The 26,387-nt window shown below is 39.6% G+C and carries 22 protein-coding genes; 18 read left to right on the top strand and 4 right to left on the bottom strand.

Annotated features, from left to right (window positions below; translation table 11 throughout):
• Positions 1-28 precede the first annotated feature (28 nt).
• Both MMU05_RS06855 and MMU05_RS06850 read right to left on the bottom strand, forming a co-directional pair.
• Positions 29-745, bottom strand: a complete 717-nt coding sequence (locus tag MMU05_RS06855; RefSeq protein ID WP_241140935.1) for a class I SAM-dependent methyltransferase — start codon at positions 743-745, stop codon at positions 29-31.
• Positions 742-3,168, bottom strand: a complete 2,427-nt coding sequence (locus MMU05_RS06850; protein ID WP_241140934.1) for a YfhO family protein — start codon at positions 3,166-3,168, stop codon at positions 742-744. The genes MMU05_RS06855 and MMU05_RS06850 overlap by 4 nt, the downstream gene beginning before the upstream one ends.
• Positions 3,169-3,459: 291 nt before the next feature.
• On the opposite strand from MMU05_RS06850, the gene MMU05_RS06845 reads away from it, so the two are divergent.
• Positions 3,460-3,735 carry a GIY-YIG nuclease family protein gene (locus MMU05_RS06845; protein ID WP_241140933.1) on the top strand — a complete coding sequence of 92 codons (276 nt, stop codon included), beginning with the start codon at positions 3,460-3,462 and terminating at the stop codon, positions 3,733-3,735.
• A gap of 328 nt (positions 3,736-4,063) precedes the next feature.
• Here MMU05_RS06845 and araA read toward each other — a convergent pair whose 3' ends face one another.
• A complete protein-coding gene (gene araA, locus MMU05_RS06840) occupies positions 4,064-5,566 on the bottom strand; it encodes an L-arabinose isomerase (protein WP_241140932.1) in 1,503 nt (500 codons plus the stop codon).
• Between the two features lie 193 nt (positions 5,567-5,759).
• Positions 5,760-6,470 carry an NUDIX hydrolase gene (locus tag MMU05_RS06835; RefSeq protein WP_241140931.1) on the bottom strand — a complete coding sequence of 237 codons (711 nt, stop codon included), beginning with the start codon at positions 6,468-6,470 and terminating at the stop codon, positions 5,760-5,762.
• A 279-nt stretch (positions 6,471-6,749) separates the two neighbouring features.
• On the opposite strand from MMU05_RS06835, the gene MMU05_RS06830 reads away from it, so the two are divergent.
• The 17 genes from MMU05_RS06830 to MMU05_RS06750 all read left to right on the top strand — a co-directional run bounded on the left by MMU05_RS06830 (position 6,750) and on the right by MMU05_RS06750 (position 26,053).
• Positions 6,750-8,300, top strand: coding sequence for an alpha-N-arabinofuranosidase (locus tag MMU05_RS06830; protein WP_241140930.1), 1,551 nt, complete (start codon positions 6,750-6,752; stop codon positions 8,298-8,300).
• Between the two features lie 48 nt (positions 8,301-8,348).
• Positions 8,349-10,031 carry a ribulokinase gene (locus tag MMU05_RS06825; protein WP_241140929.1) on the top strand — a complete coding sequence of 561 codons (1,683 nt, stop codon included), beginning with the start codon at positions 8,349-8,351 and terminating at the stop codon, positions 10,029-10,031.
• A gap of 73 nt (positions 10,032-10,104) precedes the next feature.
• A complete protein-coding gene (locus MMU05_RS06820) occupies positions 10,105-10,356 on the top strand; it encodes a type II toxin-antitoxin system prevent-host-death family antitoxin (RefSeq protein WP_241124719.1) in 252 nt (83 codons plus the stop codon).
• Complete coding sequence (locus MMU05_RS06815; RefSeq protein ID WP_241124720.1) at positions 10,353-10,625, top strand: Txe/YoeB family addiction module toxin; 273 nt, start codon at positions 10,353-10,355, stop codon at positions 10,623-10,625. The genes MMU05_RS06820 and MMU05_RS06815 overlap by 4 nt, the downstream gene beginning before the upstream one ends.
• 101 nt (positions 10,626-10,726) lie before the next feature.
• Positions 10,727-11,431, top strand: coding sequence for an L-ribulose-5-phosphate 4-epimerase (locus MMU05_RS06810; protein ID WP_241140928.1), 705 nt, complete (start codon positions 10,727-10,729; stop codon positions 11,429-11,431).
• Positions 11,432-12,645: 1,214 nt separating this feature from the next.
• Positions 12,646-12,885 carry a hypothetical protein gene (locus tag MMU05_RS06805; protein ID WP_241140927.1) on the top strand — a complete coding sequence of 80 codons (240 nt, stop codon included), beginning with the start codon at positions 12,646-12,648 and terminating at the stop codon, positions 12,883-12,885.
• Positions 12,866-13,210, top strand: coding sequence for a type II toxin-antitoxin system PemK/MazF family toxin (locus MMU05_RS06800; RefSeq protein WP_241140926.1), 345 nt, complete (start codon positions 12,866-12,868; stop codon positions 13,208-13,210). The genes MMU05_RS06805 and MMU05_RS06800 overlap by 20 nt, the downstream gene beginning before the upstream one ends.
• A gap of 1,639 nt (positions 13,211-14,849) precedes the next feature.
• Positions 14,850-17,051: a TonB-dependent receptor gene (locus tag MMU05_RS06795; protein ID WP_241140925.1), complete on the top strand. Its 2,202-nt coding sequence runs from the start codon at positions 14,850-14,852 to the stop codon at positions 17,049-17,051.
• A 75-nt stretch (positions 17,052-17,126) separates the two neighbouring features.
• Positions 17,127-17,306 (top strand): hypothetical protein, encoded by a 180-nt coding sequence (locus tag MMU05_RS06790; RefSeq protein WP_241140924.1) that lies wholly within the window; start codon positions 17,127-17,129, stop codon positions 17,304-17,306.
• A gap of 255 nt (positions 17,307-17,561) precedes the next feature.
• The gene (locus MMU05_RS06785) at positions 17,562-18,161 is read left to right on the top strand and encodes a hypothetical protein (protein ID WP_241140923.1); all 600 of its coding nucleotides are present in this window, start codon (positions 17,562-17,564) and stop codon (positions 18,159-18,161) included.
• A gap of 296 nt (positions 18,162-18,457) precedes the next feature.
• Positions 18,458-18,928, top strand: a complete 471-nt coding sequence (locus tag MMU05_RS06780) for a hypothetical protein (protein ID WP_241140922.1) — start codon at positions 18,458-18,460, stop codon at positions 18,926-18,928.
• A 41-nt stretch (positions 18,929-18,969) separates the two neighbouring features.
• Positions 18,970-19,227, top strand: coding sequence for a hypothetical protein (locus MMU05_RS06775; protein WP_241140921.1), 258 nt, complete (start codon positions 18,970-18,972; stop codon positions 19,225-19,227).
• Entirely contained in the window at positions 19,224-19,622 is a 399-nt protein-coding gene (locus MMU05_RS06770; protein WP_241140920.1) for a type II toxin-antitoxin system VapC family toxin, read from the top strand. Before MMU05_RS06775 ends, MMU05_RS06770 begins: the two co-directional genes overlap by 4 nt.
• Before the next feature lie 156 nt (positions 19,623-19,778).
• Entirely contained in the window at positions 19,779-20,891 is a 1,113-nt protein-coding gene (locus MMU05_RS06765) for a hypothetical protein (protein WP_241140919.1), read from the top strand.
• 279 nt (positions 20,892-21,170) lie between these two features.
• Positions 21,171-22,079: a hypothetical protein gene (locus MMU05_RS06760; RefSeq protein WP_241140918.1), complete on the top strand. Its 909-nt coding sequence runs from the start codon at positions 21,171-21,173 to the stop codon at positions 22,077-22,079.
• A 169-nt stretch (positions 22,080-22,248) separates the two neighbouring features.
• Entirely contained in the window at positions 22,249-23,235 is a 987-nt protein-coding gene (locus MMU05_RS06755) for a hypothetical protein (protein ID WP_241140917.1), read from the top strand.
• 412 nt (positions 23,236-23,647) lie between these two features.
• On the top strand, positions 23,648-26,053 hold the full coding sequence (locus MMU05_RS06750; protein ID WP_241140916.1) for an ABC transporter permease: 2,406 nt from the start codon (positions 23,648-23,650) through the stop codon (positions 26,051-26,053).
• Positions 26,054-26,387: the final 334 nt, after the last annotated feature.

Here is a 26,387-nt window from a genome sequence, read left to right as displayed (position 1 = left end):
GAAATGGATCTGAATTATTGAGAATTGGCTACAGAAAGATACTGTTTTTGATTTTAAGAAATGTCCTTTCTATAAAAACGGGCCATTTTCCCCTTAAAGTACTTTTGGTGACTTTGGTATTTCTTCTGAAAACAAAGTATTGGTAATCTTTTTCCTCAAAGAAAACAGGATAAGTTTCCATCCTGTCGAGATAATAGCCATTGTCTCTTAAAGCAGCAACCAAAGTAGCGGTGTCTAAAGGTTGGTCAATAATTTGGAGCTTTTGGGGTTCGTTACTGATGTTATATTGCAAAAACCTAGGTGCAGGGATATGGATGAATACCACCGAACCTTCGTGGGAGTGGGCATCTATTCTGGCAAACAGATTGGAGTGCTGCTCTACAGGAATATGTTCCAAAACGTCAGGAAAAACAAAATAATCAAATGTCTGACCGGATTTGGTAAAATCGCTCATGTCAGAAACTTCGAAGCTTAGATTGGAAAATTGCTTCCAAAGGATTTTGGCTTTTTCTACGCTTTTTTCGCTGATGTCAACCGCCAAAACTTTTCCTTTTGGGGTTTTCTTCGCGATCAATTGACTGACCGTGCCGATACCGCAACCAACCTCCAACACATTATGATTGGATTTTAACCCTGATTGGACAAGCTTATCAATGATGGATATGTGGCGTGAATTAATCCCCGTCTTTTCCTGCTTGGTCACATATTCATCATAAAACTCCTTTACTTCTTCCTTTTTGCTCATGGTTTTAGAAAAGGTTTAATTGACAAAAACGTTCCCCCAATCAATGTGAGGAGGATAAGATATTGAAAAATGATGGTGACCGTCTTGGTATTGTAGTAGCTATCCGGCTCAAATTTCATTAGAACCTCAGATTTTCCTGCAGGAACAGATATGCCCCGAAGCAGGTAATTGGTTCTAATTATATCGGTTTCTTGCCCATTGACAAGTGCTTTCCATCCTTTGGGATAGTATATCTCAGAAAAGACAACCAAACCGGCTTTTGTCGCTTCAACAGAATATTTCAACTCATTTGGTTTTTGGGAAGTGATGGCAACAGAACCCGAACCAGTCTGGACAGTACCAAACTCAGTCTCATTGACAGTTGCTTCATTTTTTATATCCATCTGAGAAATGAGTTTGATTTCATCTTCGTTGGAGGTGACGTTTCGGATCGTTGTGGGGAACCAAGCCGGCCCATTTGCTTCGGGATTACTAAACACGGCATTCTCAGCTTGACCTGCGACCACATATTTGGTGTTGAGCATATTCAGTGCTTTCAGTCCCTGCCAATCGAAATCTCCTTCCTGTGCTTTTTGGATAAAAGACTGAATTTCAGAACCCAATACGTTTTCAGTTAATTCTTGGTAACGCTTCATTTTCGCTCCATGGTAACCACCGATGCTGTTGAAGAAATAACTTGTTCGCGCATCGTTGAAAGGATTTTCCAGATTGATTACCCTAAAATATCCTTGGTCATTCAGGATTTTTGCATCAGCAGGTGTTTTTGCAAAAAACTGTGCTGAAGGACTGGCCTGAAACGAGTCTTCATTCAGGTATCTTTTATTGATCATCCAAAGGTCGATAGCAATCAACAATGCGATGGACAATCCGGCTATTTGTGTTGAGATTTTGTTTTTCAAACTTGCCCAAATCAAACCTGCAGCAAGCAAAATGAAAATGAGACTTTTGAAAGCACTGCTTTGAAGCATTGATTTTCTGTCCTGTTGGATAGCGTCGACAAGCCATTCTGGCAAGTTGGCATCTACAGGTGCCCTGAATCCAAACATTCCTGCAAAAAGCATGAAAAACAAAGCCAAACCGGCTGTACTTCCCAAAGCGATCGAAACGTTTTGGATTAAGGATTTATTATCACCGCTTCTGAATAGGTACTCCAAACCCAAACTTCCCAAAACAGGGATAGCAAAAAGGGCAATTGAAAGGGCCATGGTTACTGCCCTGAATTTGTTGTAGCCAGGAAGAATATCGAAAATCAAGTCATTGAACCAAGCAAGATTTTTTCCAAAAGCAAGAAAAATGGACAAGATCGTAATCGAAAGGAACACATATTTATACGTCTTTGGAGCATAAATCAAACCCAAAACAAACAGAAAAAGCATAATCGCCCCACCGTAAATAGGACCTCCTGTTCCCGGCTGCTCTCCCCAATAGGTAGGCGCTTTTTCAATAAACCCTGTTGCTTGGGCACTTTCAACGCCATTGCTCCGCAAAGCCTGTTCTGAATTAGAATCTTTTGGCAAAGCTTCCCCACTTCCACCACCATATATAAAAGGAACCAAGAGAGTGAGAGTTTCCATTTTTCCCTGCGACCAGTTGAAGGCATAGTCTCTGTCCAAACCGCCTTCAGAAGTATTGGCTGAAGTAATATTGGATTGTCCTCTTGTGGAATATTCACCGTATTCCAGTACCGTCATAAACCTGCTAAGATTGGATCCGACAGCAAGACAGGCGCCCAAAACCAGGATGAGCAGCGTTTTTCCAAAGGCAGGTAGGCTTTTAGATTGATACGAATCCACAATTTGTCCGACGCCATAAATCAACACAATCAACAAAGTGTAATAGGTAATCTGAAGGTGGTTGAATTTGAGTTGGAGCATCAAACCAAAAGCAAAAAGCGCAAGACCCAAAATCTTTTTTCCTGAGAATGCCAAATGAATCCCTGCCAAAATCAGAGGAATCAGGCAGATGGCCCAGATTTTGGCATTGTGTCCTGCATCCAAGCTGATGATATGGAAGGTATTGAAGGCAAAAGCCACTGCACCCGCAATTGAAAATTCAGGTCGGACTTTGAAACTCAAAAGCAGGATATACATGGCCACCATTCCAAAAAACAAGGAGTTGACAGGGTGGGGTAGTCCCAATGTGACCACTTTAATCAGGAAATTGGTAATGTCTCCCGGAACTTCAAAGCTCACCAAATAAGCCGGCATCCCGCCAAACATGCTGTTGGTCCAAAGTGCTTCCTCACCTGTTTCGGCCCTGTAATCCATGACTTCCTTGGCAGCACCTTCCCACTGTAAGATATCATATTGGAAAATGATTTTGCCATCAAAAATAGCCGGAGAGAAATAAAACAATACGATGAGGTAAAAGACCACAACTCCTACAAGGTGCGGCAAGATGTTATTTTTGAAGTTGATCTGCATGATCCGAGTCAGTTCTTTTTGAAAGAATGGCGCAAATTAAAAAATAAATAGGATTATCCGCCTGCTTTTCAATTTCCAAATTCACTTAAAATCCCTTACCAAGCCCAACCAAAGAGGTGGTCCCACAAAAAATACCCGGAAGAAGCGGGGTTTATCCAGATCGCAAAAGATAAGATTGAGATTTAAGACAAAGGTTTGAATAACTAGAATTTAGTAACCTTATTTCAAAAAATGATAAAATGAGTAACTTTAAGTTGATGGATTTCAAATTCCCACGAAATAAGAAGGTATATGGTAGCTTACATGTATATTTTGATTTGCGGAAATGGGCAATACTATGTTGGGAGTACAAAAAACTTAGATCTGAGAATTGAACAACATCAACTAGGCCAAGGTTCTAATTTTACAAAAAAGAATCTTCCGGTAAGACTGGTTTATGTTGAAGAGTTTGACAGAATTGACCTTGCTTTCAATAGAGAAAAACAAATACAAAAGTGGAGTCATGATAAAAAGGAAGCATTTATAAATGGGGATATTAAAAGGTTGAAACTACTTTCAAATAATTGATTTTTAAATATTTGGTAGAAAGAGGGGGGGGGTAAAACTATAATGGCACCTCGGCAAGCTCGGTGTCCGAGATGATTTTTACTGAGGAGGGGAAGGGGAAATGCGGCGAAGCCGCATTTCCCCTTCCCCTCCAATGCCGAATCTGCGGTGGCCGAGCTTGCCGAGGCCCATTTTTATTTTTATCTGAAAGCCAAAAAAATGTATGACTCTTTAAATAAATGATTTTAGGTTTTTTTTAGAGAGAGCCATCCAAAAGAAGCATGAATGTCTTCTCAAATTAATTCAAACCACGATCTATGGACTATTGTCTGCCAACTATCGACTCCTTCTATTTATCAAAAACCTTATAATACACCTCACTCCATTTCAACTCATTCTGAAGATTTCTGATAGTGGTTTGTGAATCAATATTCACAGATTCTATCCCTGCAATATTGGCAAAGTCATTTAGAATTGTCGTAGATAGATTTTGGCTGAAGCAGGTATGGTGTGAACCTCCGGCCAAAATCCAGGCTCCACAACCGGTTTTCATATCAGGCAATGGTTTCCACATAACCCTGGCGACCGGTAATTTGGGCAAATCATGCGGAGCGTCTAGAGCCTCGACTTCATTGACAATCATCCTGAATCTATTTCCCATATCCACGAGGGAGGCATTGAGCCCTTTACCGGCTTTTACATTGAAAACAAGCCTGACAGGATCTTCTTTTCCTCCGATTCCCAAGGGATGAACTTCGCAAGAAGGTTTGCCTGAAGCGAGACATTCATCCACCTCAAGCATATGCGAACCCAATACAAGGGTGTTTTCAGGATCAAAATGATAGGTGTAATCTTCCATAAAGGCATTCCCGCCTTCCAATCCCGTTCCCATTACTTTCATTGCTCTGACTAGAGCGGCTGTTTTCCAATCTCCCTCACCTGCATAGCCAAAACCTTTGTTCATCAGTCTTTGGACAGCGATTCCCGGAAGTTGGCGCATGCCATGCAGGTCTTCAAATGTGTTGGAAAAAGCTTTGAATCCGCCTTCTGTTAAAAATCGCTCCAATCCGATTTCTATCCTCGCAGCTTCGACCAAAGAGTCTCTTTTTTCACCACCGTTTTTTAGATTTTCAGCCAAAGCATAAGTACTCTCATATTCTTTGATCAGGTTGTTGATTTCTGACTCGGTCACAGCATTGATTTTTTGGACCAAATCTCCTACAGGAAAGGTGTTGACAGCAAATCCAAATCGCATTTCAGCCTCGACTTTATCACCTTCAGTGACTGCTACATTGCGCATATTGTCTCCAAACCTTGCGATTTTCATGCCCTGCCAGTCATGCCATCCGCTAGCTGCCCGGCACCAACCGTCGATTTCCTCATGGACTTCTTTGTCCTGCCAAAAGCCCACCACGACTTTTCTGTTGATCCGCATTCGGCTTGTCAAAAAACCAAATTCCCGGTCTCCATGGGCACTTTGGTTGAGGTTCATAAAATCCATATCGATGGAATTCCAGGGAATATCCCGATTGAATTGGGTATGCAGATGGAGTAGGGGTTTATTCAGGATTTTGAGTCCATTGATCCACATTTTGGCAGGAGAAAAAGTGTGCATCCAAGTAATGATTCCGATACAATTCACCGCTTGATTGGCATCCTGACAGATTTGGAATATCTCTTCAGTGGTTTTAACAATAGGTTTGAATATTATTTTGACTGAAATCGCATCAGATTGGTTTAGTTCTTTGGCTATGACTTCTGAATGCTCAGAGACCTTGGATAAAGTCTCCTCACCATATAGATGTTGGCTTCCGGTGATAAACCAAACTTCGTTTTGGGTAATTTTTTTCATGAGAATTTCCTTTTTGAAACAGGATAGGTTAATTATGTGCACCCCTTTTTTCCGACCTCAGTGGAATTAAACTTTCGAATTGAAAACCAAGGCATCGGGCAATCGGTCAGTGATTTTTTCTTAAGTTAAAAGTAAATCAATTAAGTGTATTAATTACACCTATAGAAAACAATTTAATCATCTAAAAATAAATTTATTCGCGGACACTTGTAATTTCATGGAGTGGGATGATATTCTGAATGGTCAATATGGTCTCTTTGTACTGCTTCACATCCAAGGAATAGTAAAAAGCGCCTTTCTTAGAGCTCAGTTTGTCCTTTTCTTTTTCCTTTTTCAAAAGGTTGGTGGAAAGTAACTTTCGGGTAAAATTTCTTTTATCAAATTTGGTATTATAAAGCCCTTCATACATGGTTTGCAACTGAGGCAGCGTAAATTTTTCCGGGAGCAATTCAAATAGAATGGGGTGAAAAGCTGCCTTGTACCGCAACTTATTCAATGCGATATCTACCATTTCCTGATGATCAAAAATGAGTTTTGGAAGTTCTTTCATCGGAAACCACCTTGCATGAAAATCGTCATTGATCTGTTGTTGGTATTTTTCGATATCGATCAAAGCGACATAGGTGACGGCAACGACCCTTTCAATCGGGTCCCTGTCAGGCCTGCTAAATGCCCCCATTTCTTCAAGATAAATGTCCTGAAGTCCGGTGAGTTGTTTCAAAATCCTGGAAGCTGCTTCGTCGAGTGATTCCTCAGGTTGGACAAAGCCTCCCATCAAAGACCATTTTTCTTTTTCAGGGGCAAAACCGCGTTGGATCAAAAGCAACTTGTACTCTGTTCCATCAAATCCAAATACTATGCAATCTACTGCTACAAGGATTCTTGTTTGGTTGGAGTATTTCATTTTACAATTGATTCGATCTGAAATTAAGTTCTCAAAAGATATGTAAAATCTCAGATTAAATAAAAATGAGACTCTTCCTTGATGCAATCTTCTTCACCCCAAATCAAAGAGACTCATTCCTGGGACGATATTTGATTATTAGTGTAATTATTACAATTAATCTTTGCCCCATCAGGTTTATTTTCTAATATTATCAGGTGTAATCCCGACGAGATTTGGGTAAAACATACGTCGATTTAAAAAATGATTCAATCAAATAAACCTCAAATACAAAATCAAATGAAAAAAATTGGTTTAAAAGGACTTGTCATGATGACAGCAATGTTGGTTTCCTTCAATTCTGCTGCCCAAACCTCCCGACTGATAGTCAATGCCGATCAGGGAAGTGTCATTATCAACAAACATATTTATGGTCATTTTGCGGAGCACCTTGGAAGAAATATCTATGGGGGAATCTGGGTAGGGCCGGATTCCAAAATCCCCAATGAGGAAGGTTACCGATTGGATGTTATGAAAGCGATCCAAAAACTGGAGATTCCCAACCTGCGTTGGCCGGGAGGTTGCTTTGCAGATGAATACCATTGGACAGACGGTATCGGCAATCCAAAAGACCGTCCTACGATGATCAACACCCATTGGGGCGGCGTGGTAGAAGACAACTCCTTTGGAACACATGAATTCATGAATTTTGCCAAAAAAATCGGTGCTGAACCTTATATCACAGGTAATGTCGGAAGCGGTTCAGTTGATGAAATGTCCAAATGGATCGAATATATCAATTTTGACGGGGTAAGCCCCATGTCAAACCTGAGAAAGAAAAACGGTCAGGACGAACCTTGGAATATTAAATATTGGGGTGTTGGAAATGAAAACTGGGGCTGCGGCGGCAATATGACAGCCGAATATTATGCCAATGAATACAGAAGATATGCAACCTACGCGAGGGATTATGGGGCAAATAAACTATATAAAATCGCAGGCGGAGCTAACAGTAATGATTATAACTGGACCGAAGTATTGATGAAAAACATTCCCCTCAATATGATGGATGGGCTTTCGGTACATTATTATACCATGACTGGTTCTTGGACTGACAAGAAATCGGCTACTGTTTTTGACAAAGAAACTTACTTGGAGACTTTGAGAAAAGCTTCAGGAATTGAGGAATTGATAAAGCGCCATGGTGCTATCATGGACCAATATGATCCTGAAAAAAGAATAGGAATGATCGTTGATGAATGGGGAACTTGGTATCAAGTCGAGCCTGGAACCAATCCTGGTTTCCTTTATCAGCAGAACACTATGAGGGATGCCCATGTGGCAGCAATTTCCTTGAATATTTTCAATAAACATGCTGACAGAGTCCATATGGCTAATTTGGCCCAAACGGTCAACGTGCTGCAGGCCATCATCCTTACCAATGATACAGACATGATCCTTACCCCGACATACCATGTTTTTGATCTGTATAAGCCCCATAAAGATGCTACTTTGCTTTCCCACCATCTTGTGACGGAAGTTGTGTCTTATGGCAAAGAAAAACTGGAGGCTTTGAATGTATCTACTTCCAAATCTCCCGATGGAACGGTAAATATCAGCATTGCAAATATTCATCCTGACAAGAAAATTGACCTTGATGTGGTGTTGAGAGGGATTTCAGCCAAGACCGTCACAGCGGAATATGTGACGGCACCGTCCATAGATTCTTACAATACTTTTGAGAAAAAGGAGGTAGTCAAAAAAGCAGCTTTCAAAGATTTCAAATTGGATAAAGACAACCTGAAAATTGCTGTTCCCGCCAATTCAGTCTTGATGGTTAGGGTGAAATAATGTTTTTTAAGTACTAATTTGGTTCGAAAAAAAACTGATATTAATAGCATGGACGATAAATATGTAATCGGGTTGGACTATGGGACAGATTCTGTCAGGGCGGTTTTGGTGAATACCAAAAACGGTGACTGCGTCGCAAGCCACGTTGTTTTATACCCAAGATGGAAAGCCGGTAAATACTGCAATCCGGTGGAAAACCAATTCAGGCAACATCCATTGGATCATTTGGAAGGTTTGGAAGCGAGTGTCAAAGGTGTGATGGAAAAATCCAAAATCCCTGCTTCACAAGTCAAAGCCATCTGTGTGGATACCACAGGTTCTTCCCCTTTGCCTGTGGATGATAAAGGCCAATCCCTGGCCATGAATCCTACATTTGCAGAAAACCCAAATGCCATGATGGTACTTTGGAAGGACCATACGGCCATCAAGGAAGCCAATGAAATCAACCATATTGCCCGAACTTGGGGAGGGGAGGATTACACCAAATACGAAGGTGGAATTTACTCTTCAGAGTGGTTTTGGTCTAAAATATTACATGTTGTAAGAGATGACCAAAAGGTGGCTGATGTGGCGTTTTCCTGGATGGAGCATTGTGATTTTATCACTGCACAATTGATTGGAAATGAAGATCCTTTGACACTAAAGCGAAGCAGGTGTGCGGCAGGCCATAAAGCCCTTTGGCATGAAAGCTGGGGAGGTTTGCCGCCCAAGGAGTTTTTAGGATTGTTTCATCCTTATTTAGCGTCATTAAGAGATCGTCTTTATTCTGAAACCTTTACTTCAGACAATCAGGCAGGAAACCTTAGCGAAAATTGGGCTGAAAGGTTGGGTTTGACCACAGATACAGTCGTGGCTGTGGGAACATTTGATGCCCATGCAGGCGCTGTAGGCGGCGAGATATCAGAAAATACCCTGATCAAAGTAATGGGAACCTCCACTTGTGACATCATGATTACTTCCAAAGAGAATCTTGGAAACAACCTGATAAAGGGAATCTGTGGGCAAGTGGATGGATCTGTCATTCCCGGAATGATTGGTCTGGAAGCGGGGCAATCCGGTTTTGGGGATGTTTTGGCTTGGTTTAGGGATTTGATTACCAAACCAAGTATCGATTTGATCCAAAAAAGTATTCATTTGGACGAAAGCCAAAAAGCAAAACTGATAGAAGAAGTCCAAGAAAATCTCATAACCCAACTTTCCGAAGAGGCACTTAAAATTCCCGTGAATGAATCTAAAATAGTTTCACTTGATTGGATCAATGGGCGAAGGACTCCTGACGCCAATCAGGCTTTGAAAGGAGCGATTATGGGTTTGAATATGGGTTCGGATGCAGCGAGGGTTTTCAAATCCTTGGTGGAAGCCATCAGCTTTGGTTCCAAAAAGATTGTCGACAGGTTTGAGGAAGAAGGGGTTAAAATCGAGACAGTAATCGGAATGGGTGGTGTGGCCAAAAAGTCCAAACTTGTCATGCAGACATTGGCAGATGTGCTTGATATGCCCATAAAAGTGGCCACTTCAGACCAGGCACCGGCTTTGGGTGCGGCCATTTATGCGGCAGTTGCAGCAGGAATCCATCCTGATACACAAGCAGCAATCAAGGCCATGAGCAATGGATTTGATGAAGTTTATCATCCCATTACAGAAAATGTAAAACACTATAATAAATTATATAAGGAGTATGGTAGGTTTGGGGAGTTTGTTGAGCGCAAATTAGGACAATCAAATAATTGATATGGTTTTCTATAAACTTGAACTTATATCTGTATATTTATGTACCATATTGGTACATAAAATTTATTAGGATATGTTAGTAGTCAGCTCAAGAGAATTCAGGGAAAATCAAAAAAAGTACATGGATCTTGCCGATAACAATGAGCAAGTGATTGTTCAGAGAGGCAAGGAAAAGGCATACGTATTGGTTCCAATTTCAGAAAAAGACAGATTCTTTTTAGACCCTGAGGTTTTGGAAGATATCAAGGTTGGAATTTCACAATATAATACTGGAAATACCATCAAAGTGGACAAATCAGATTTTGACAAGTTATTGGGTTTGTGAGTTACATTATTGAATTTACTCCAAAAGCCTTAGAGGGAATCGAAAAGCTCAAAAAATCAGGAAATAAGCCGCTTTTATTAAAGCTCAAAAAACTTCTTGTGGAGCTTACAGAACATCCTTATTCAGGTGAGGGACAGCCCGAATTGTTGAAACATTCATTAGCGGGATTTTGGTCCCGACGAATAAATAGGGAGCACAGAATAGTATATGCTGTAAATGAAAAGAGCATTACAGTTACAGTGATTTCAACTGTAGGCCATTACAAATAAACTTTTGAAGGTTTTACAGGGATTTCATTTTTCAGAGAAGAAAAATTGATATTGTTGATTCCTATAAATTTAATTATTGTTCAAATCCATTTATAAATTTCATGTCTATTTACAAAAGCCTCAAACAAGAATGCTATACAGCCAATATGCTGCTTCCAAAATTGGATTTGGTAGTCTATACTTTTGGGAATGTCAGTGCGGTGGATAGGGAAAAGGGAGTTTTTGCCATCAAACCAAGCGGAGTTCCTTATGAAGAACTGAAAGTGGAGGATATGGTGATCGTTGATTTTGACAATAACGTCATTGAAGGAAAGATGCGGCCTTCCTCTGATACCAAGACACATGCATTTCTTTACAAACATTGGGAAAATATTGGAGGAATCTGTCACACACATTCGACGTGTGCAGTTGCTTGGGCACAGGCGCAGATGGATATTCCGATTTTTGGGACGACACATGCAGATCATCTTACGGTGGACATTCCCTGTGCACCTCCGATGTCAGACAGTTTGATTCAGGGAGATTATGAACATAATACAGGTCAGCAGATTTTGGATTGCTTTGCTTCCAAAGGGTTAAGACCTGATGAAGTCGAAATGGTGCTGATTGGAAATCACGGTCCTTTTGCTTGGGGTAAAAATGCCGCTAAAGCAGTTTACAACAGCAAAGTCTTGGAAGAAATCGCACGCATGGCCTATCTGACCTTACAGATCAATCCCAATGCCCCAAGATTAAAAGATGCCCTGATCAAAAAGCATTTTGAGCGGAAGCACGGAAAAGATGCCTATTATGGGCAAGGTTGTTAGCACATAAAATCTTAAGAAATAAGTATAAATCAATTGGTACTTTTTTGGTTTCCATGATTGACATTCAATCTGGATTCTAACTTCAGGATATCATTTTTTTCGTATTCTCCATTGTTAAAAACACCCTATTTCCCTAAAAATCGCGGTTTTGATTCCGTCGGGTAATCTTATTGAATGAGTGTTGGACCATTTTATCTCCTTCTCCAGAGGCGGGATTTATGGTTCATTTGAGGTTTAATTTTCTCCCGCAGTTCTCGCAGATTGACGCAGAAAATAAAGCCGTCACTACAAAGCCCATTTTTGTGTCTGCACAAACATTCAACTTTCCATTGTTATCCTTCTTCTCCAGAAGCCCGATATTTTTTTTACCGCAATGGTCACCAAGGTTTCGCAAGGATCGCAATGATCCAAGCTCACTCTGTTTTTCTCTGTGTACACTGTGCACTCTGTGGTGTTTTATTTTTTACCGCAATGGCCGCCAAGGTTTCGCAAAGGGGGGCAGAGGGTATTGATTTTTTACCGCAGAGGACACTGAGAGCACAGAGGAAAAAATTAGGAGGAGGAGGGATTGTTATCCTGCTTCTCCCGAAGCTGGATACATTACTTTTTTGATTCAAAATTCTCCCGCAGATAGCGCAGATTGCCGCAGAAAAACAGGCTGTCACTCTGATTCGCCGCGGCGGAGAGAGTATATCGCCCATGTTTGTGTCTGCACAAACATTCAACTTTCCATTGTTATCCTTCTTCTCCGGAAGCCCGATAATTTTTTAACCGCAATGGTCACCAAGGTTTCGCAAAGGGTCGCAAATGGGGATTAATGATTTTACCACGGAGCTCGCGGAGGACACAGAGGACGGTATCATGTTGAGCAATGTTTGATTGAAGTAAAAACCTTCCCCTTGTAATTTCGAACTCAGAGAGAAATCTAAATCTATCTCCCATGTTTGTGTCTTCACAAACATTCAACTTTCCGTTGTTATCCTGCTTCTCCAGAAGCAGGATATTTTTTCACCGCAATGGTCGCCAAGGTTCCGCAAATGGTCGCCAAGTCTTATTCCCCAAAAATAAATTTCTTCCTTTAGTAAAAATACCCCGGTCACGGGGTTTTTTGTTGGTACAGAAAAAAAAGAAACCGTAATTCTCTTTGATTATTTGATTTTTTTAACCTTGTAGTATATATCAAAAGTATATACCTTTAGATAAATAATAAAGCTATGAAAAACCTATCATTGAAGCTTGAAGACGATATTTTTCAGGAGACTGAACTTATCATTTCAAAAGGCAACAAGAACAGAAACAGGTATATCAACGATGCAATTGAATTTTACAACAGACTTCATAAGCGGAGACTATTGTCAGAACAGTTAAGCAAGGAATCAAAAATCGTAGCACAGGACTCTATGGAAGTTTTGGCTGAATTCGAAAAACTTTTCGATGAAGGTCAGGCAATTTGAAATTTGGATTGCTGACCTGAACCCAAGAAGGGGAACGGAGGCAGGAAAGGTCAGACCTGTTATTGTCATTCAGACCGATTTGCTCAATAAGGAACATCCTTCTACCATCATTTGTCCGATTACCACCAATGTGAAGCCCGAGGCAGAGATTTTAAGGGTTCACCTCAAGAAGGCAAAATTTGGACTCATAGAAGATTGTGATGTCATGATTGATCAAATCAGGGCAATAGATAACAATAGACTTTTGGAAAAGATAGGAGAGGTGGACAGGGCTACCGCGGAAAAGGTCAAAGCAAACTTAAGGATTTTGATGGATTTGGGTTGAAATATAGATTTTGATTCTTGATGCCCGTGTTTGTGTCTTCACAAACATTCAACTTTCCATTGTTATCCGCCTTCTCCAGAAGCCCGATATTTTTTTAACCGCAATGGCCGCCAAGGTTTCGCCAAGGATCGCAATGGTCAAAGTTTACTCTATTTTTTCTCTGTGTACACTGTGCACTCTGTGGTGTTTTATTTTTTACCGCAATGGCCGCCAAGGTTTCGCAAAGGGTGCAGAGGGTATTGATTTTTTACCGCAGAGGACACTGAGAGCACAGAGGAAAAAATTAGGAGGAGGAGGGATTGTTATCCTGCTTCTCCCGAAGCTGGATACATTACTTTTTTGATTCAAAATTCTCCCGCAGATAGCGCAGATTGCCGCAGAAAAACAGGCTGTCACTCTGATTCGCCGCGGCGGAGAGAGTATATCGCCCATGTTTGTGTCTGCACAAACATTCAACTTTCCATTGTTATCCTGCTTCTCCAGAAGCTGGATATTTCTTAAACCACAATGGCTGCCAAGGTTTCGCCAAGGTTCGCAAATGGGGATTAATGATTTTACCACGGAGCTCGCGGAGGACACAGAGGACGGTATTATGTTAAGCAATGTTTGATTGAGGTAAAAACCTTCCCCTTGTCATTTCGGACGCAGAGAGAAATCTAACTATATCGCCCATGTTTGTGTCTGGACAATCATTCACCTTTCCGTTGTTATCCTGCTTCTCCTCAAGCCGGATATTTTTTAACCGCTATGGTCGCCAAGGTTTCGCAAAGGGGGGCAAAGGGTTTCTATTTTTTTACCTCAGAGGAAGCTGAGCACAAGGACGAGAGAATCAAAAACAAGAATAAAAAGAGGAAAAAACTTCCCCTTGTCATTTCGAACGTAGAGAGAAATCTATCCCCATGTTTGTGTCTTCACAAACGTTCAAATTCTTTATCCTGAATCCCCTCCTGAGTGTAATATATACGCTTTACTCCGCTAGGTGGAATTTATAATTCCACCCTTTTATTTTTTGGGATTTGAAATCCCGATTCAGCTAAGTTCAACCCTTTTTGGGTTTTTGGAAAGAGTTTAATTTATTACTTTTTCTTTGGATAAAGCCTATAAGCCTGATTACTTTTTTTGGTCCACCAGCTAAAGGAGGTGGCAATACACTAAAGCAGTTGGCAATCAAAACCAAGGAAACGCTTCAACTGAATTTCATTCATATTTCCTCATTCTGAATTCTTTATTTTTTCCCCGCCAATGTTTGTGTCTCACAAACATTCAATCTGAATTTCTCATTCTGAATTCTTTATTTTTTCCCCGCCAATGTTTGTGTCTCACAAACATTCAATCTGAATTTCTCATTCTGAATTCTTTATTTTTTCCCCGCCAATGTTTGTGTCTCACAAACATTCAATCTGAATTTCTCATTCTGAATTCTTTATTTTTTCCCCGCCAATGTTTGTGTCTCACAAACATTCAATCTGAATTTCTCATTCTGAATTCTTTATTTTTTCCCCGCCAATGTTTGTGTCTCACAAACATTCAATCTGAATTTCTCATTCTGAATTCTTCATTTTTCCCCCTTTCCCATTAATGGAATTTATTTTCTTCCTAATTGCATTTGACCTTACCTTTCCTAAAAACAGAAAAATAGATGAATCGAGGTTTGATTTTTTTGGTACTGGTTTTCCTCCCTTTTTTGGCACAAAGTCAGTTGAGAGGCAAAGTATCAGACGCCAAAAGTCAGGAACCGCTTGAATTTGCCAGTGTCGCAGTTTACAAAACGTTGGATAGTACACTCGTGGAAGGAAGCATCACGGATGTATCAGGTGTTTTTTTGATTGAAAATGTGCCGGCAGGTTCCTACTTTTTGAAAGTGAGTTTTATCGGTTTTCAGACGCTTACCGGCCCGGCTTTTGACTTGACGAAAAATGAGGCCCTTGATTTTGGTACCATCTCCCTGCTACCGGATCAGCAGCAGCTGGAAGGAGTGGAAGTACAGGGCCAAAAGATTACCTCAGATTTCAAACTCGATAAGCAGAGCTATTCGGCTGAGAATTTTGAAGTAGCCCGGGGAGGTTTTGCAACCGATATCCTCAAAAATCTGCCCGGAATCAGTATCAACGGTGAAGGTCAAATCTCTATCCGGGGAACGAGTGGATTTGTGGTGATGCTCAACGGGAAGCCCATACAGGGAGATCCAATGATGATTCTCTCGCAGCTTCCTGCCAATGGAATCGAAAAAGTGGAGTGGATTTCCTCTCCTGGTGCACGATACGACTCAGAGGGCAAAGCGGGGATGATCAACATCACTACTGTAAGGGGAACCACAGATGGCTTATATCTTCAAGTCAATTCCAGACTAGGATTTCCGTCTATCGAAACCTATGACAATGCTGCCAATCCAAGACGTTATGGAGCAGACTTCAATCTGAATTACCTGAAAGGGAAATGGGATCTTTCACTGGGAGCCAGTTACCAGCGAAATGATCTGTCAGGGCGAAGAGTAGGGGATGTATTTACGGTGCGTGGAGACACCACGACCTTTTTCCCATCCGAAGGGGAGCGAAGTACGGTGGAGGTGAATTACTCGGGCAGGTTTACACTTGGCTTTAATCCTGATCCCAATAATTCCTTCAGCTTGGGATTCTTTGCAGGTGTGCGGGACAAAGTGCGTACGGCAGACATTCTATATTTTGACAACAGGGCTGAAGTAAACGGTCAGCGGCTCTATACGATGCAATATTTCAATGCCAATGAACAACAACGCCGGGGGGATTTTGTCTTGGGTAGCCTAGACTATGCCCATATTTTCGCCGATAAATCGAAACTCAGCACTTCATTCCTTTACGAATATACCATGCTCGGTGGGCCTACCACCAACCGGAATTTGGGGTATCCGGATATGACTGAGGTTTTGCAGGACGAGTTCAATACTAATGACAATCCCCTGAATGGTTGGCGGGTTAATTTGGACTATGCATTCAAGCCGCTGTCAATAGGTCAGGTACAAGTAGGCTATCAATATCGGAATCTGGATCACAGAGGAGATTTTATCTATAAGCGAAAAAATAATGAGACGGGTATTTTTGAGCTGGTTCCGGAATTTTCCAGCAAAGTGGACCTGAAGTACACCATCCACGCGGGATACCTTCAGTTGGACAAACAACTCAATAAACTCTCTTATGGAGCAGGATTAAGACTGGAAGTAATGGATAGGAATTTCAACCTTCAGGATCGGACAGGCACCTTGGATACGCTCTATGTGTATGGTTATTTTCGGCCCTTTGCCTGCGCAAATGTGGGCTATCAGGTCAATGAAGAATTGCAGCTGAAGGCCAGTTTCAGTCAGCGTGTGGAGCGAACCACTACATTCAAAATGAATCCTTTTCCGGAACGGGAACACAGCGAAACCTTGGAACAAGGCGATTCCGAACTGCTTCCGGAGTTTATCAACCAAGTCGAGGTAGGCCTCGTGAAAAACTGGAAGGACAACAGCTTCTACGCGACGGCTTATCATTCACGAGTCAAAAACTTAGTCAATCGGGTCAATACGGTATTCAATGATACCATACTCAACCGGATTTATTCCAATGTGGGCACAGCCAAATCAACAGGAATTGATCTAGGCGCTGAACTCTTCCCTGCCAATTGGTGGAAGTTTTTTGCAGGATTTAATTCCTTTTATTATTCCATTAACGGAAGCTTTGATGACCGCCCTGTAAACAGTTCCTCATGGGTTTACTCCATTAATTTGACATCAAGTTTTGTAGTGGCGCCTACCGTGAGTATTCAGGCCTCATTCAATTACCTTTCCAAGCGGGTGACCGCACAGGGAGAAGATGGGCGTTTTTAAAATCCCAATCTATCGATCAAAAAAACATGGTTGGACAGCCGATTGACTGCAAATTTGCTTTGGCAAAATATCGACATGGGCCTGCTCAAGAGCAACGAACAGCGGATCACGGCCTTTCGGGAGGGTGAGTTTTTTACCACCACCAATTACATCTATGAGGTGGATGTGATTGTGTTGAATCTTTCCTATACCCTTAATTCATCCAAAAACCGGACAAAGTTCGTAAAGAGTGAGTTTGGCGAGAAGGAGTTTTAGACTAGTCAGAGGCTATCTCGAAAGGGCCAAAGCCCCCGCTGGTATGAATTTGCAATCCACCCTTTTATTTTTTGGAAATCCGTTTTTTTTCTTTCTATACTAAAAAATACCCCGATCACGGGATTTTTTGTTTGTCAAAGAAAAGGTAAGTTTGAAATTGTGGTTATTTCAATAATATTTGGGAAAGCAGTCTATTTTAAAATACTTTACTTTATTGTTGAAGAAAGAAACGTACTAAAAGCCAAATAATAAAAAATGGACAATAATTTGATAAACAAACTTGAAAAGTTCTACGACCTTAATGATCATGAAAAACAAGAAACTTTGATTTCAATTTTGAATCTTGCTAACGATAACCCTGAAAAATTTATAAAAGCAATTCAAAATGAAAAATTCAATAGACTAAATAACCTACCCATTATTTATGAAGCTCTATCGAAGGATTTAGATAACTGGGCGGACTTTTTTATAACTGAGATTGAGCGTCTATTTGAAACTGCCAAACAATCAAATACTCCATATAGCATTCTTAATCATCTTCAAGAATTTACATTTATTGATCCGGATAAATTTAAACATCGGGACAGAATTGTAGAAATTTTAGCAACACAGTTGGATAATGAAAATTCTACTTTTCGATTTTGTGCTCTGGATCTATTACCAGATTTTGTTAAAGACGATGATATGCTGACAATTAATAAAATGAAAAAGCTTCTAAAAGATGAAAACTGGAGGATTAGATATTGGACGTATCTAAATTTGAAAGATATTGGAGTACTAGATGAACAAAATGATAAATTATCCTGGACAGATAGATTAAGATCAAAGTTTCTTAATAATTTAAAGTTTCAATGATAAAGAAGTGTGGTAGGTAACAATTTTTTACCCCGCCTGAGAGTAGTCAATACGGCTGTCTTTGGACTGTATGGTGCCGGAAGCTATCGGCATGCAATTCCACCCTTATATTTTTGGAAACCCATTCTTTTTGTTTTTGTAGTAAAAAATACCCCGATCAAGGGATTTTTTGTTTGTCAAAGAAAAGGTAAGTTTGATATTGGAGTTATTTCCACAATACTAGGAAAAGCATGCTAAATGGATGCTTTCCACTATTATAGAATAAAGCAAAACGTTGGCGAAAATTGAAAAAAACCATGGAAAGCAATAATCTATATCACCACTTTCTGAAATATCTGTTTCTTGGCTTGGGAATAATAATGTTAATTACGTGTATCTTATCTTGGTTCTTTCCTGAGTTATTCTGGGTAAATGGTGAGAAAATGGAACAAAGCATCGTTACCACGTTAGTTTTTGGAAAGATGGGAATAGTTTGCTTCACAATATTTATTGCTATTAAGGATAAATTTGTGATAGTAAAATTAGGAGGCCAAAATGTAACAATAAAAAATGGCGAGAACGAAAGAAATATAAATTGGATGGAAGTGGAATCCCTTTCTCTCATACAGTTTGTTTACCCTCCTTTGTATAAATTGAAAGTTAAAGGGGATAATATAGTCTATTGGTTTAATACGGAAAATGAATTTATAAAAGCATCTGGTTTTGTAAAAAATTTGAGTGATATGGGAGACTTGATTCAGAAAAAGAAAAGAGAATTAGGGATTTAATTCTCCAAATCTTTTGACCATCAAACCATTAATTTCGTAAATTGAATAAAAAAAGTATGGCAAACCTCACTTTAAACAACAAGACATTAGAAAAGTACTTCGGTCTCTTGAAAGGTTTGGATAATCTTTCTAAGAAAAAACTGATCATTAAATTGACCGAGTCTCTTGATATAAAAGAAGAGAAGGTGGATTTGCGAACCCTTTTTGGAGCATGGGAAGATGATAAAGATTCCGATGAAATTATTAAAGAAATTAGAGAATCCAGAATTGAAAAAACAGAAAATCCTGGTTTCGAATGAAGTACCTTTTAGACACCAATATCTGCGTCCATTTTTTAAGAGGGAAGTATGGATTGATAGAGAAGTTTGAACTGCTTGGTGCTGAGAATTTTGCTATTTCAGAAATTACTTTGGCAGAATTGGTTTTTGGAGCTGAAAACAGTAAAAATCCCCGAAAGAATCTTGAATTAATTGAAGTATTTGCTAACCAGGTTGTTATCCTTCCGATTTTTAGTGCCATTTACCTGTATGGAAAAGAGAAAGCCCGATTAAGATCAATAGGGTTGCAGATCAGTGATTTTGACCTGTTGATTGGATGCACCGCAGTAGAAAAAGATCTCATGATAGTGACAGAAAACGTGAAAGAGTTTCAAAGAATCTCTGGTATTCAATTAGAAAACTGGGTTAAAAGATAACCAACAACTTTCGCTAACATCACTTTGGATACAGTGGGCAAAACCTAGTAAATATGAAAATCAGTATCTTTTGGAAGTCAGGAGAAAGTTTGAAGGAAACTGCTTCGAATGTCCGCCATCTCCAAGCTGAATCCCGCTAGCCACAATCAAAACCAAATGAAGAAAAAAACAAGAAACATTTTACTTACTAGTATCTCAATATTGGTTGCTCTATTTTTTTATGGAAGACACAATTTTGGCGACGATAGACAAAGTTTTAGAGAAATCGTATCATTAGCAGGTGTTGGAGATGTCAGCACTGCTTTTATCAGAATAGAAGAAAGAAAAAGTTTCTCAAATCCGATAGTGAATTTAATTTATCAAAGATGGAAGAAAAAAATGTATGCTCGTTTTGTTTCAAAAGAAGAAGTGTTTGAAAATACCTCTGGAAACAAAATAGTAAACGACATTTCCAACATTTACCGTGAATATTGGCGAGTGGAACTGATGAAACCCTTGCCAGAAAGCAGAACAGACTCCACACTTTATAATAACATCGCTGACTATGTAATGTCGAACAATCTAACAAGACTTTCAAAAGATAGCTTACGAAAGAATATTAAAGACGACTCTGTGTTGAAAAAAATAATTGAGAAAGAAGGATTTAAAGTAAATTTTAACTTTCGAAATGGTTTTCAAGAGTTATTTATTTGGAATAAAGAAAGTACAGAAAAGTATGATGTGATTTTGCCAAAAGAAACTATCAAAACTACAGTTGTATTTATTGAAAGCTATCATATAAACGGCTATGACGAATTTGCAACTTTTGGCGATTCTCAAGTTGGTGGATGGGCTACAAAAGATTCTACAAAGCTTTACTGTAACAAAGGCACTTATGATTTAAATTCAGAGAAATTTAAAGTTTCTTATTTAAAACATGAAAGTTTACATTTTACTGATTTAAATAATTACCCAAACTTAAGTGCTGCTGATTTGGAATATAGGTCTAAGGTTATTGAATTGATGTATTGTACCGAAGAAACTATTTATGACCGAATCTCAGAATTTGTGTCTGGAGCGAATAAAGCTGATAGGGATAATGCTCATCCGTACGCTAACTATATTTTGATTCAAAATCTGTCGAAATTGATATTCAATTCCGATTTCAACTCAGATATTAATCAATGGAAAAAAGTGTCGGTCGATAAAATTAACAAGGCCGCATCCTCATTGTATGAATCAAATGAAAATATACTACTGAAGGACAATAGCATAAATGAAATAATATAAACCCTCTTTGGGTGTAGCTTAGACAATTGAAACTGGACTGGGTGGGTGCTGATAGCTATTGTCATGCAATTCCACCCTTATATTTTTGGAAATCCATTTTTTTTTCTTCCTATAGTAAAAAATACCCCGATCAAGGGATTTTTTGTTTGTCAAAGAAAAGGTAAGTTTGATATTGGAGTTATTTATAAAAAATTTGGGAAAAGTCCCTAAATCGGACTGCTTTCCTCAATTATAGAAGAAAACGAACCGTTAAGCAACATTTGAAAACAAAATTGAACAATGGACGCTATTGACCAACTAAAAAAATTAGATTTAAGCGAATATCCAATTGCTGAAATTGACAGATTACTTACCAGTTTAGGTCCGCTCGGAATTATGCTTACCGATTATCATAAAACACCCGAAAACCAATATTCAAAAGAAATTGAGCGAGCCGTAAATAACACTAAAGAAGAACCAGAATTCAATAAGGTTTCTAGAATATCATATAAACCTGCAAAATTCAATTCAAACTATTTGAGAGCTAGCACACCAAAAAATACAATGTTTTATGGTTCTGTGATTTCTGAAGAAGATTTTGACAAAGAAGAAATGAAATATCCAAGAATTGTTGGTTCTTCAGAGATTTCTAGTCTAATGAGAAATTCAGACGTAATCGAAGGTTGGAGCCGATTGACATTTGGGAATTGGAAAGTGATTGAAGATATTTCTTTAGCAACAATTATTGACCCTTCATTGGATTATGAACATCCTTATTTAAAGGGTTTGAAAAATAAGTATTCAGAGTTTTTAAAAGAAATGCCCGAAAACGTAAGGGAAAATACTGTTAAATGTCTTAAATTCTTATCAGCGGAATTTTCTAAATATGTTTCCAGTGGTAACAATCACGAATATTTAATTTCAGCAAAGTTCACCGAGATTTTTACAAAAACTTCCAATTATGATGGAGTTGTTTATCCAAGCGTTCAAGCAAAAGGTTATGGTTTATGTGTTGCCATTCACCCAAGAGCAATGACCAAATTGAAACTAACCAAAGTTTTGCAATGTAAATTGAACAAAACCATTGGAGAAGACGGAGGAAACAATTTTCAACTATTGAATGAAAAGCATTGTTTAGTTGAGGATGGGGCTGAAACATTTGAATTAAAAGAAATAGAAAAACAAAAAATGTTGCCTAACAATGGCTAAAAAACATAGGGGGATAATGCTCTCCGAAATGTTTTTTATTTATCAAACTGCAGTTTCTGTGGAAAAGTAATCGCTTCGAAAGCCCTTAGTTTCTTAGCCTAGACCGTAAGCTGCAAGCATTGATACGGCAGTGTAACTTCAAACTAACAAGCAAAATAAAGAATAAATTATGACAGGACTCGAGACAAGCATTATTCAAAAAGTTAAGGACGAGCTACAAACATCAGACGAACTATCGGCAACTGAACTTTACGACCTTTTGCATAAATATAGAAGTGCGCAGCATCCAGACAAGTTCATTGACGAAGAAAGGAAAAAAGAAGCAGAAGAAAAATTTAAGCGATTAAACGCTCTTTTACTTGAACTTTCAAAGTTTATTGAACAAGAAAAAATACAAAAGAAACCAAGTGAAATAATTCCATTTCAAAAGGATTATGAAATTGTAAAATCTAAGCAACAATTAGTAAACTATGAAGAAATCATCAGTAATCTTGAACTGAATAAAAGAGTAAATGAAAACGAAATTAAAACCCTAAAAAAGCAAATACTTAATCTTCAAAGTGACAAGGCCGACGAAAAAGCAGCAGACTTAATTAATCATTATAAACCTTCAAAGCAAAGTCTTTTATCCCAAGGTATCATCTTTCTTTTCACACTTACAATCAGTGTATTGACAAAAGTTGAAGAAGTTGCAGGCATATTGACAAAATACTTTCCATTTGACCCAGTTTATTTAAAATATATAATTTTTAGTGTTTTAGTTTTTATTCCACTTAGGTTTTTCAAAAATTATATTGAAGAGGGGCAAATTGAAAATACAGCTAAACGAATTAGAACTCCACTTTTTATAAATAAATTCCTTAAATTTTTGGCTGATAAAGACATTAAAGATACGTTTACTGAAATGAACGTGTATGATTTTTTAAGTTTAGAGTTAGCTCCGAGAAATTTTATGACAAAATTCTTTCGAGCAAACGTTTTTAAACTATACAATGAAACTACCATTGACGGTTTAAAGGACATTTTTATTTACAACTTACTTTATAAACAACTAATTTCAATATCAAGTGCCGAGCAGCTTGATAGAAAATTTAAAATATTAAAGACACGCCATTATTCATCAGCAAATTTTGACTTTGACGACCTCGACCTTTAATGGTGTAAAAATTCTAGCTCTAACAACTCCCCAAAAGGCGGGGTTTTGTGCTCTAAAGACAGATTTGTGGTTACAGGAACTTCGTACTTTTAATCAACATTTGTGGTGAATCGCCCGCCCTTCGGGTAGCTGCAAAACGTTATTTTTTTCAGAATCTGTAATTCCTAACCATATCTTTTTGAACCTTCCGACTGAACATTCTCCAATCAAAAGTTGAATTCAATTTTTTTCACTAAACTATTGCCCGAATTCGGACAAAGTTGATCGGATGGAGATTGTGCGTAGGCGGACAAATCGCTTAATTCTTTCAATTTGGGCCTCTTTCTGTGGCATAGAACTGGCAAAGCCAACAATATCAATTGATGCTTGTTTCTCTTTTGTCCCTTTTCCCAATTCCTCATTTTATACTCCCATGATCCACAGTTACCTTCGCATTGCCTGGAGAAGTCTATCCAAAAGAAAGCTTTTTACTTTTATCAATCTCACCGGTTTGGTCTTGGGCCTAAGTTCTTTCCTGTTGCTGTTTTCCTTTGTAGCATCTGAATGGACTTACAATGATTTTCATGTCAACAAGGATAATATTTACCGGCTTGTGGTGACGGATGGGGTCAATGAACCTGAGGTCTATCTTCCTCCCGGATATGCTGCGGTCTTGGAATCACAGTTTACCGACATCAAAACCGCCAACATTCTTGCCAATCAGATTGCAGGTGGTTTGGTCATCATCCCCGAGACCAAGGAATCTTTCAAGGAAGATTGGGTGATGTATGCAGACGGGGATTTTTTCAGGTCCTTTTCCTTTCCGATCTCTAGCGGCAATGCTGAACTCACCCAGCCAAATACGGCGGTGATTTCATCCAAACTGGCTAAGAAGTTCTTTGGCAATGAAAACGGGATAGGCAAAACGGTTCAGGTCAGCAACCAATTTGGGAAGTCAGACTACACCGTTACCGGGATTTTGGAGGACATTACCGTCCGTTCGGATATCAAAGGGGAAATGTTCCTTTCCATCCATACTTTGGAGAATGCTGCCAACCGCAATGGAAACGATTGGGCAAACCCCAATGGAATGGAATCCAGTTTTGTCAACCTCTTCGTCACACTCAAAGATGGTTCAGACAGTGAAGGTGTTGCGGATCAGATTACCCAATTTATCAGACAAAACCCCGATGCAAAAGACCAGACTGTCATCTTGCAGCCGCTTTCTGAGATCCATTTGGGCAATTCCCTGTCAGACCCTTTGCCAACTCAAGGCAGTATGGGTACGGTTTTGGTTTTTGCAGCCATTGCTTTGATGATCGTAGGGATCGCTTATGTGAATTACCTTAACCTCTCTGCGGCAAACATCCTGACCCGCATCAAGGAAATCAGAATGAGAAAAGTGTTGGGTGCCGACAGTTGGCAGCTTGCGCAGCAGTTTATGATGGAGACTTTGATGCTGATGCTAGTTGCTTTTGGTTTGTCCTTTTTGATCGCCAAGCTCGTCGAAGGACCTTATGAAAGCCTCTTCGGCCAACCGCTTTGGTTTGGTGCCTTTGCCCAACCTTCTTTTTGGTTGGTGATTAATGCTATCCTATTGCTATGCACGCTCCTTTCAGGGTTTTATGTGGTGGCACTTTCCGGGAAGTTTGGACACCAATTCCAGATCAACTTCCAACCGAAAAGCAGCCAAACCCTCAAGAAAACCTTGGTTATCCTGCAATTTGCGATTTCGGTGACCATCATCATCGGGACCATTGCCATCCGTGACCAACTTAGCTTTATGCAAAACCAAAACCTGGGAATGGACCTCACGCAGAAGCTGGTGATAGATGGGCCGAGTGATTTGGGTGAAAACGGTGCTTCGAAAGTTTCCGCCTTCAAGTCTTCACTCAGGTCTCAGGCTTTTGTGGAGAAATTGAGTACTTCCAATGCCTTGCCGGGAATCGGGTATAATTTCTTTGCGAGTGGAATAACTCCCATGGTACCACGTCCCGAGGACAAAGATAAATCCTATGGCATGATGATCATGGATAATGAATTTATTGACACCTATGGTATGACCTTGGTGGCAGGAAGGAATTTTTCCCCGGAGGAAGCCAATCAGGGATGGGGACAATCCAAGAAACTCATGCTCAATGAAAATGCTGCTTTGGGTTTTGGATTTGAATCTGTCGAGGCGGCAGTGGGTCAAAGTGTCTTGTGGGGAGAGCCTTACGAAATTTTGGCGGTGGTCAAGGATTACCACCACATGTCGCTCAAAGAAGAGATTATGCCGATGATTTTTTTACCTTCTCAGGCATCGGGATATTTCAGTATGGTGGTCAGCAGCGATCAGATGGAAGGAAATCTTGAATCGATCAAAGCCATCTATGAAGAGATTTTTCCCGGAAATCCCTTCGCCTATTTCTTCATAGATGAGCGGTATGCCACCCAATACCAACAGGAACAGCAGTTGGGACAGGCGTTTTTGGTAGGAGGGATTATCGCGATCCTGATATCCTGTATGGGATTATTTGCCTTGGCAGCATACACCGTACAGCAAAAATCCAAGGAAATCGGGATTCGCAAAGTACTCGGCGCAAGCAGCCAAAGCCTTATCCAACTTGTCAGCAAGGATTTTGTAATCTTGGTAGGGATTGCTTTGGTGTTGGCCTTTCCGTTTTCTTGGTGGGCGCTTGATACATGGCAATCAGGATTTCCATACAAGGCAGGTATTTCGGTGTGGACTTTTACTTTGGCCGGAGGTCTGACAATGTTCATCGCTTTGATTACAGTAGGTTCGCAGGCACTCAGGGCAGCCTGGGCCAATCCGGTGGATTCCATCAAGGACGAATAAGGAGATTTACCACAGGAGATCACTTCGTCCATTCAGCATTCTATATTCATCATTTGATTTCTCTGCGGCTCGGCGTGAGGTAATTTTTCTTAAACCGCAAAGGACCCAAAGGTATCGCAATGGGTCGCAAAGGACTGATTGATAAGAATACAATACCACAGGACAACAAGGGCACGGCGCATGGTAATTCTAAGTTTGTTTTACAAAAACTTTATTAATCTCAATTATAGTAAGAAGACCTACATGTATTAAGACGAACCCAATGAACATTTGCAACCTTTCCCTTAATTTTCTGACCAATTCGTTAAAATACCTATATTAGTAAAATCAAATT

This window comes from Cognataquiflexum rubidum (assembly GCF_022538115.1).
GTDB classification, from domain to species: Bacteria; Bacteroidota; Bacteroidia; order Cytophagales; family Cyclobacteriaceae; genus Cognataquiflexum; species Cognataquiflexum rubidum.
Note: the sequence above shows the minus strand (reverse complement) of the source record. Positions and strands in the feature narration are given on the sequence as shown.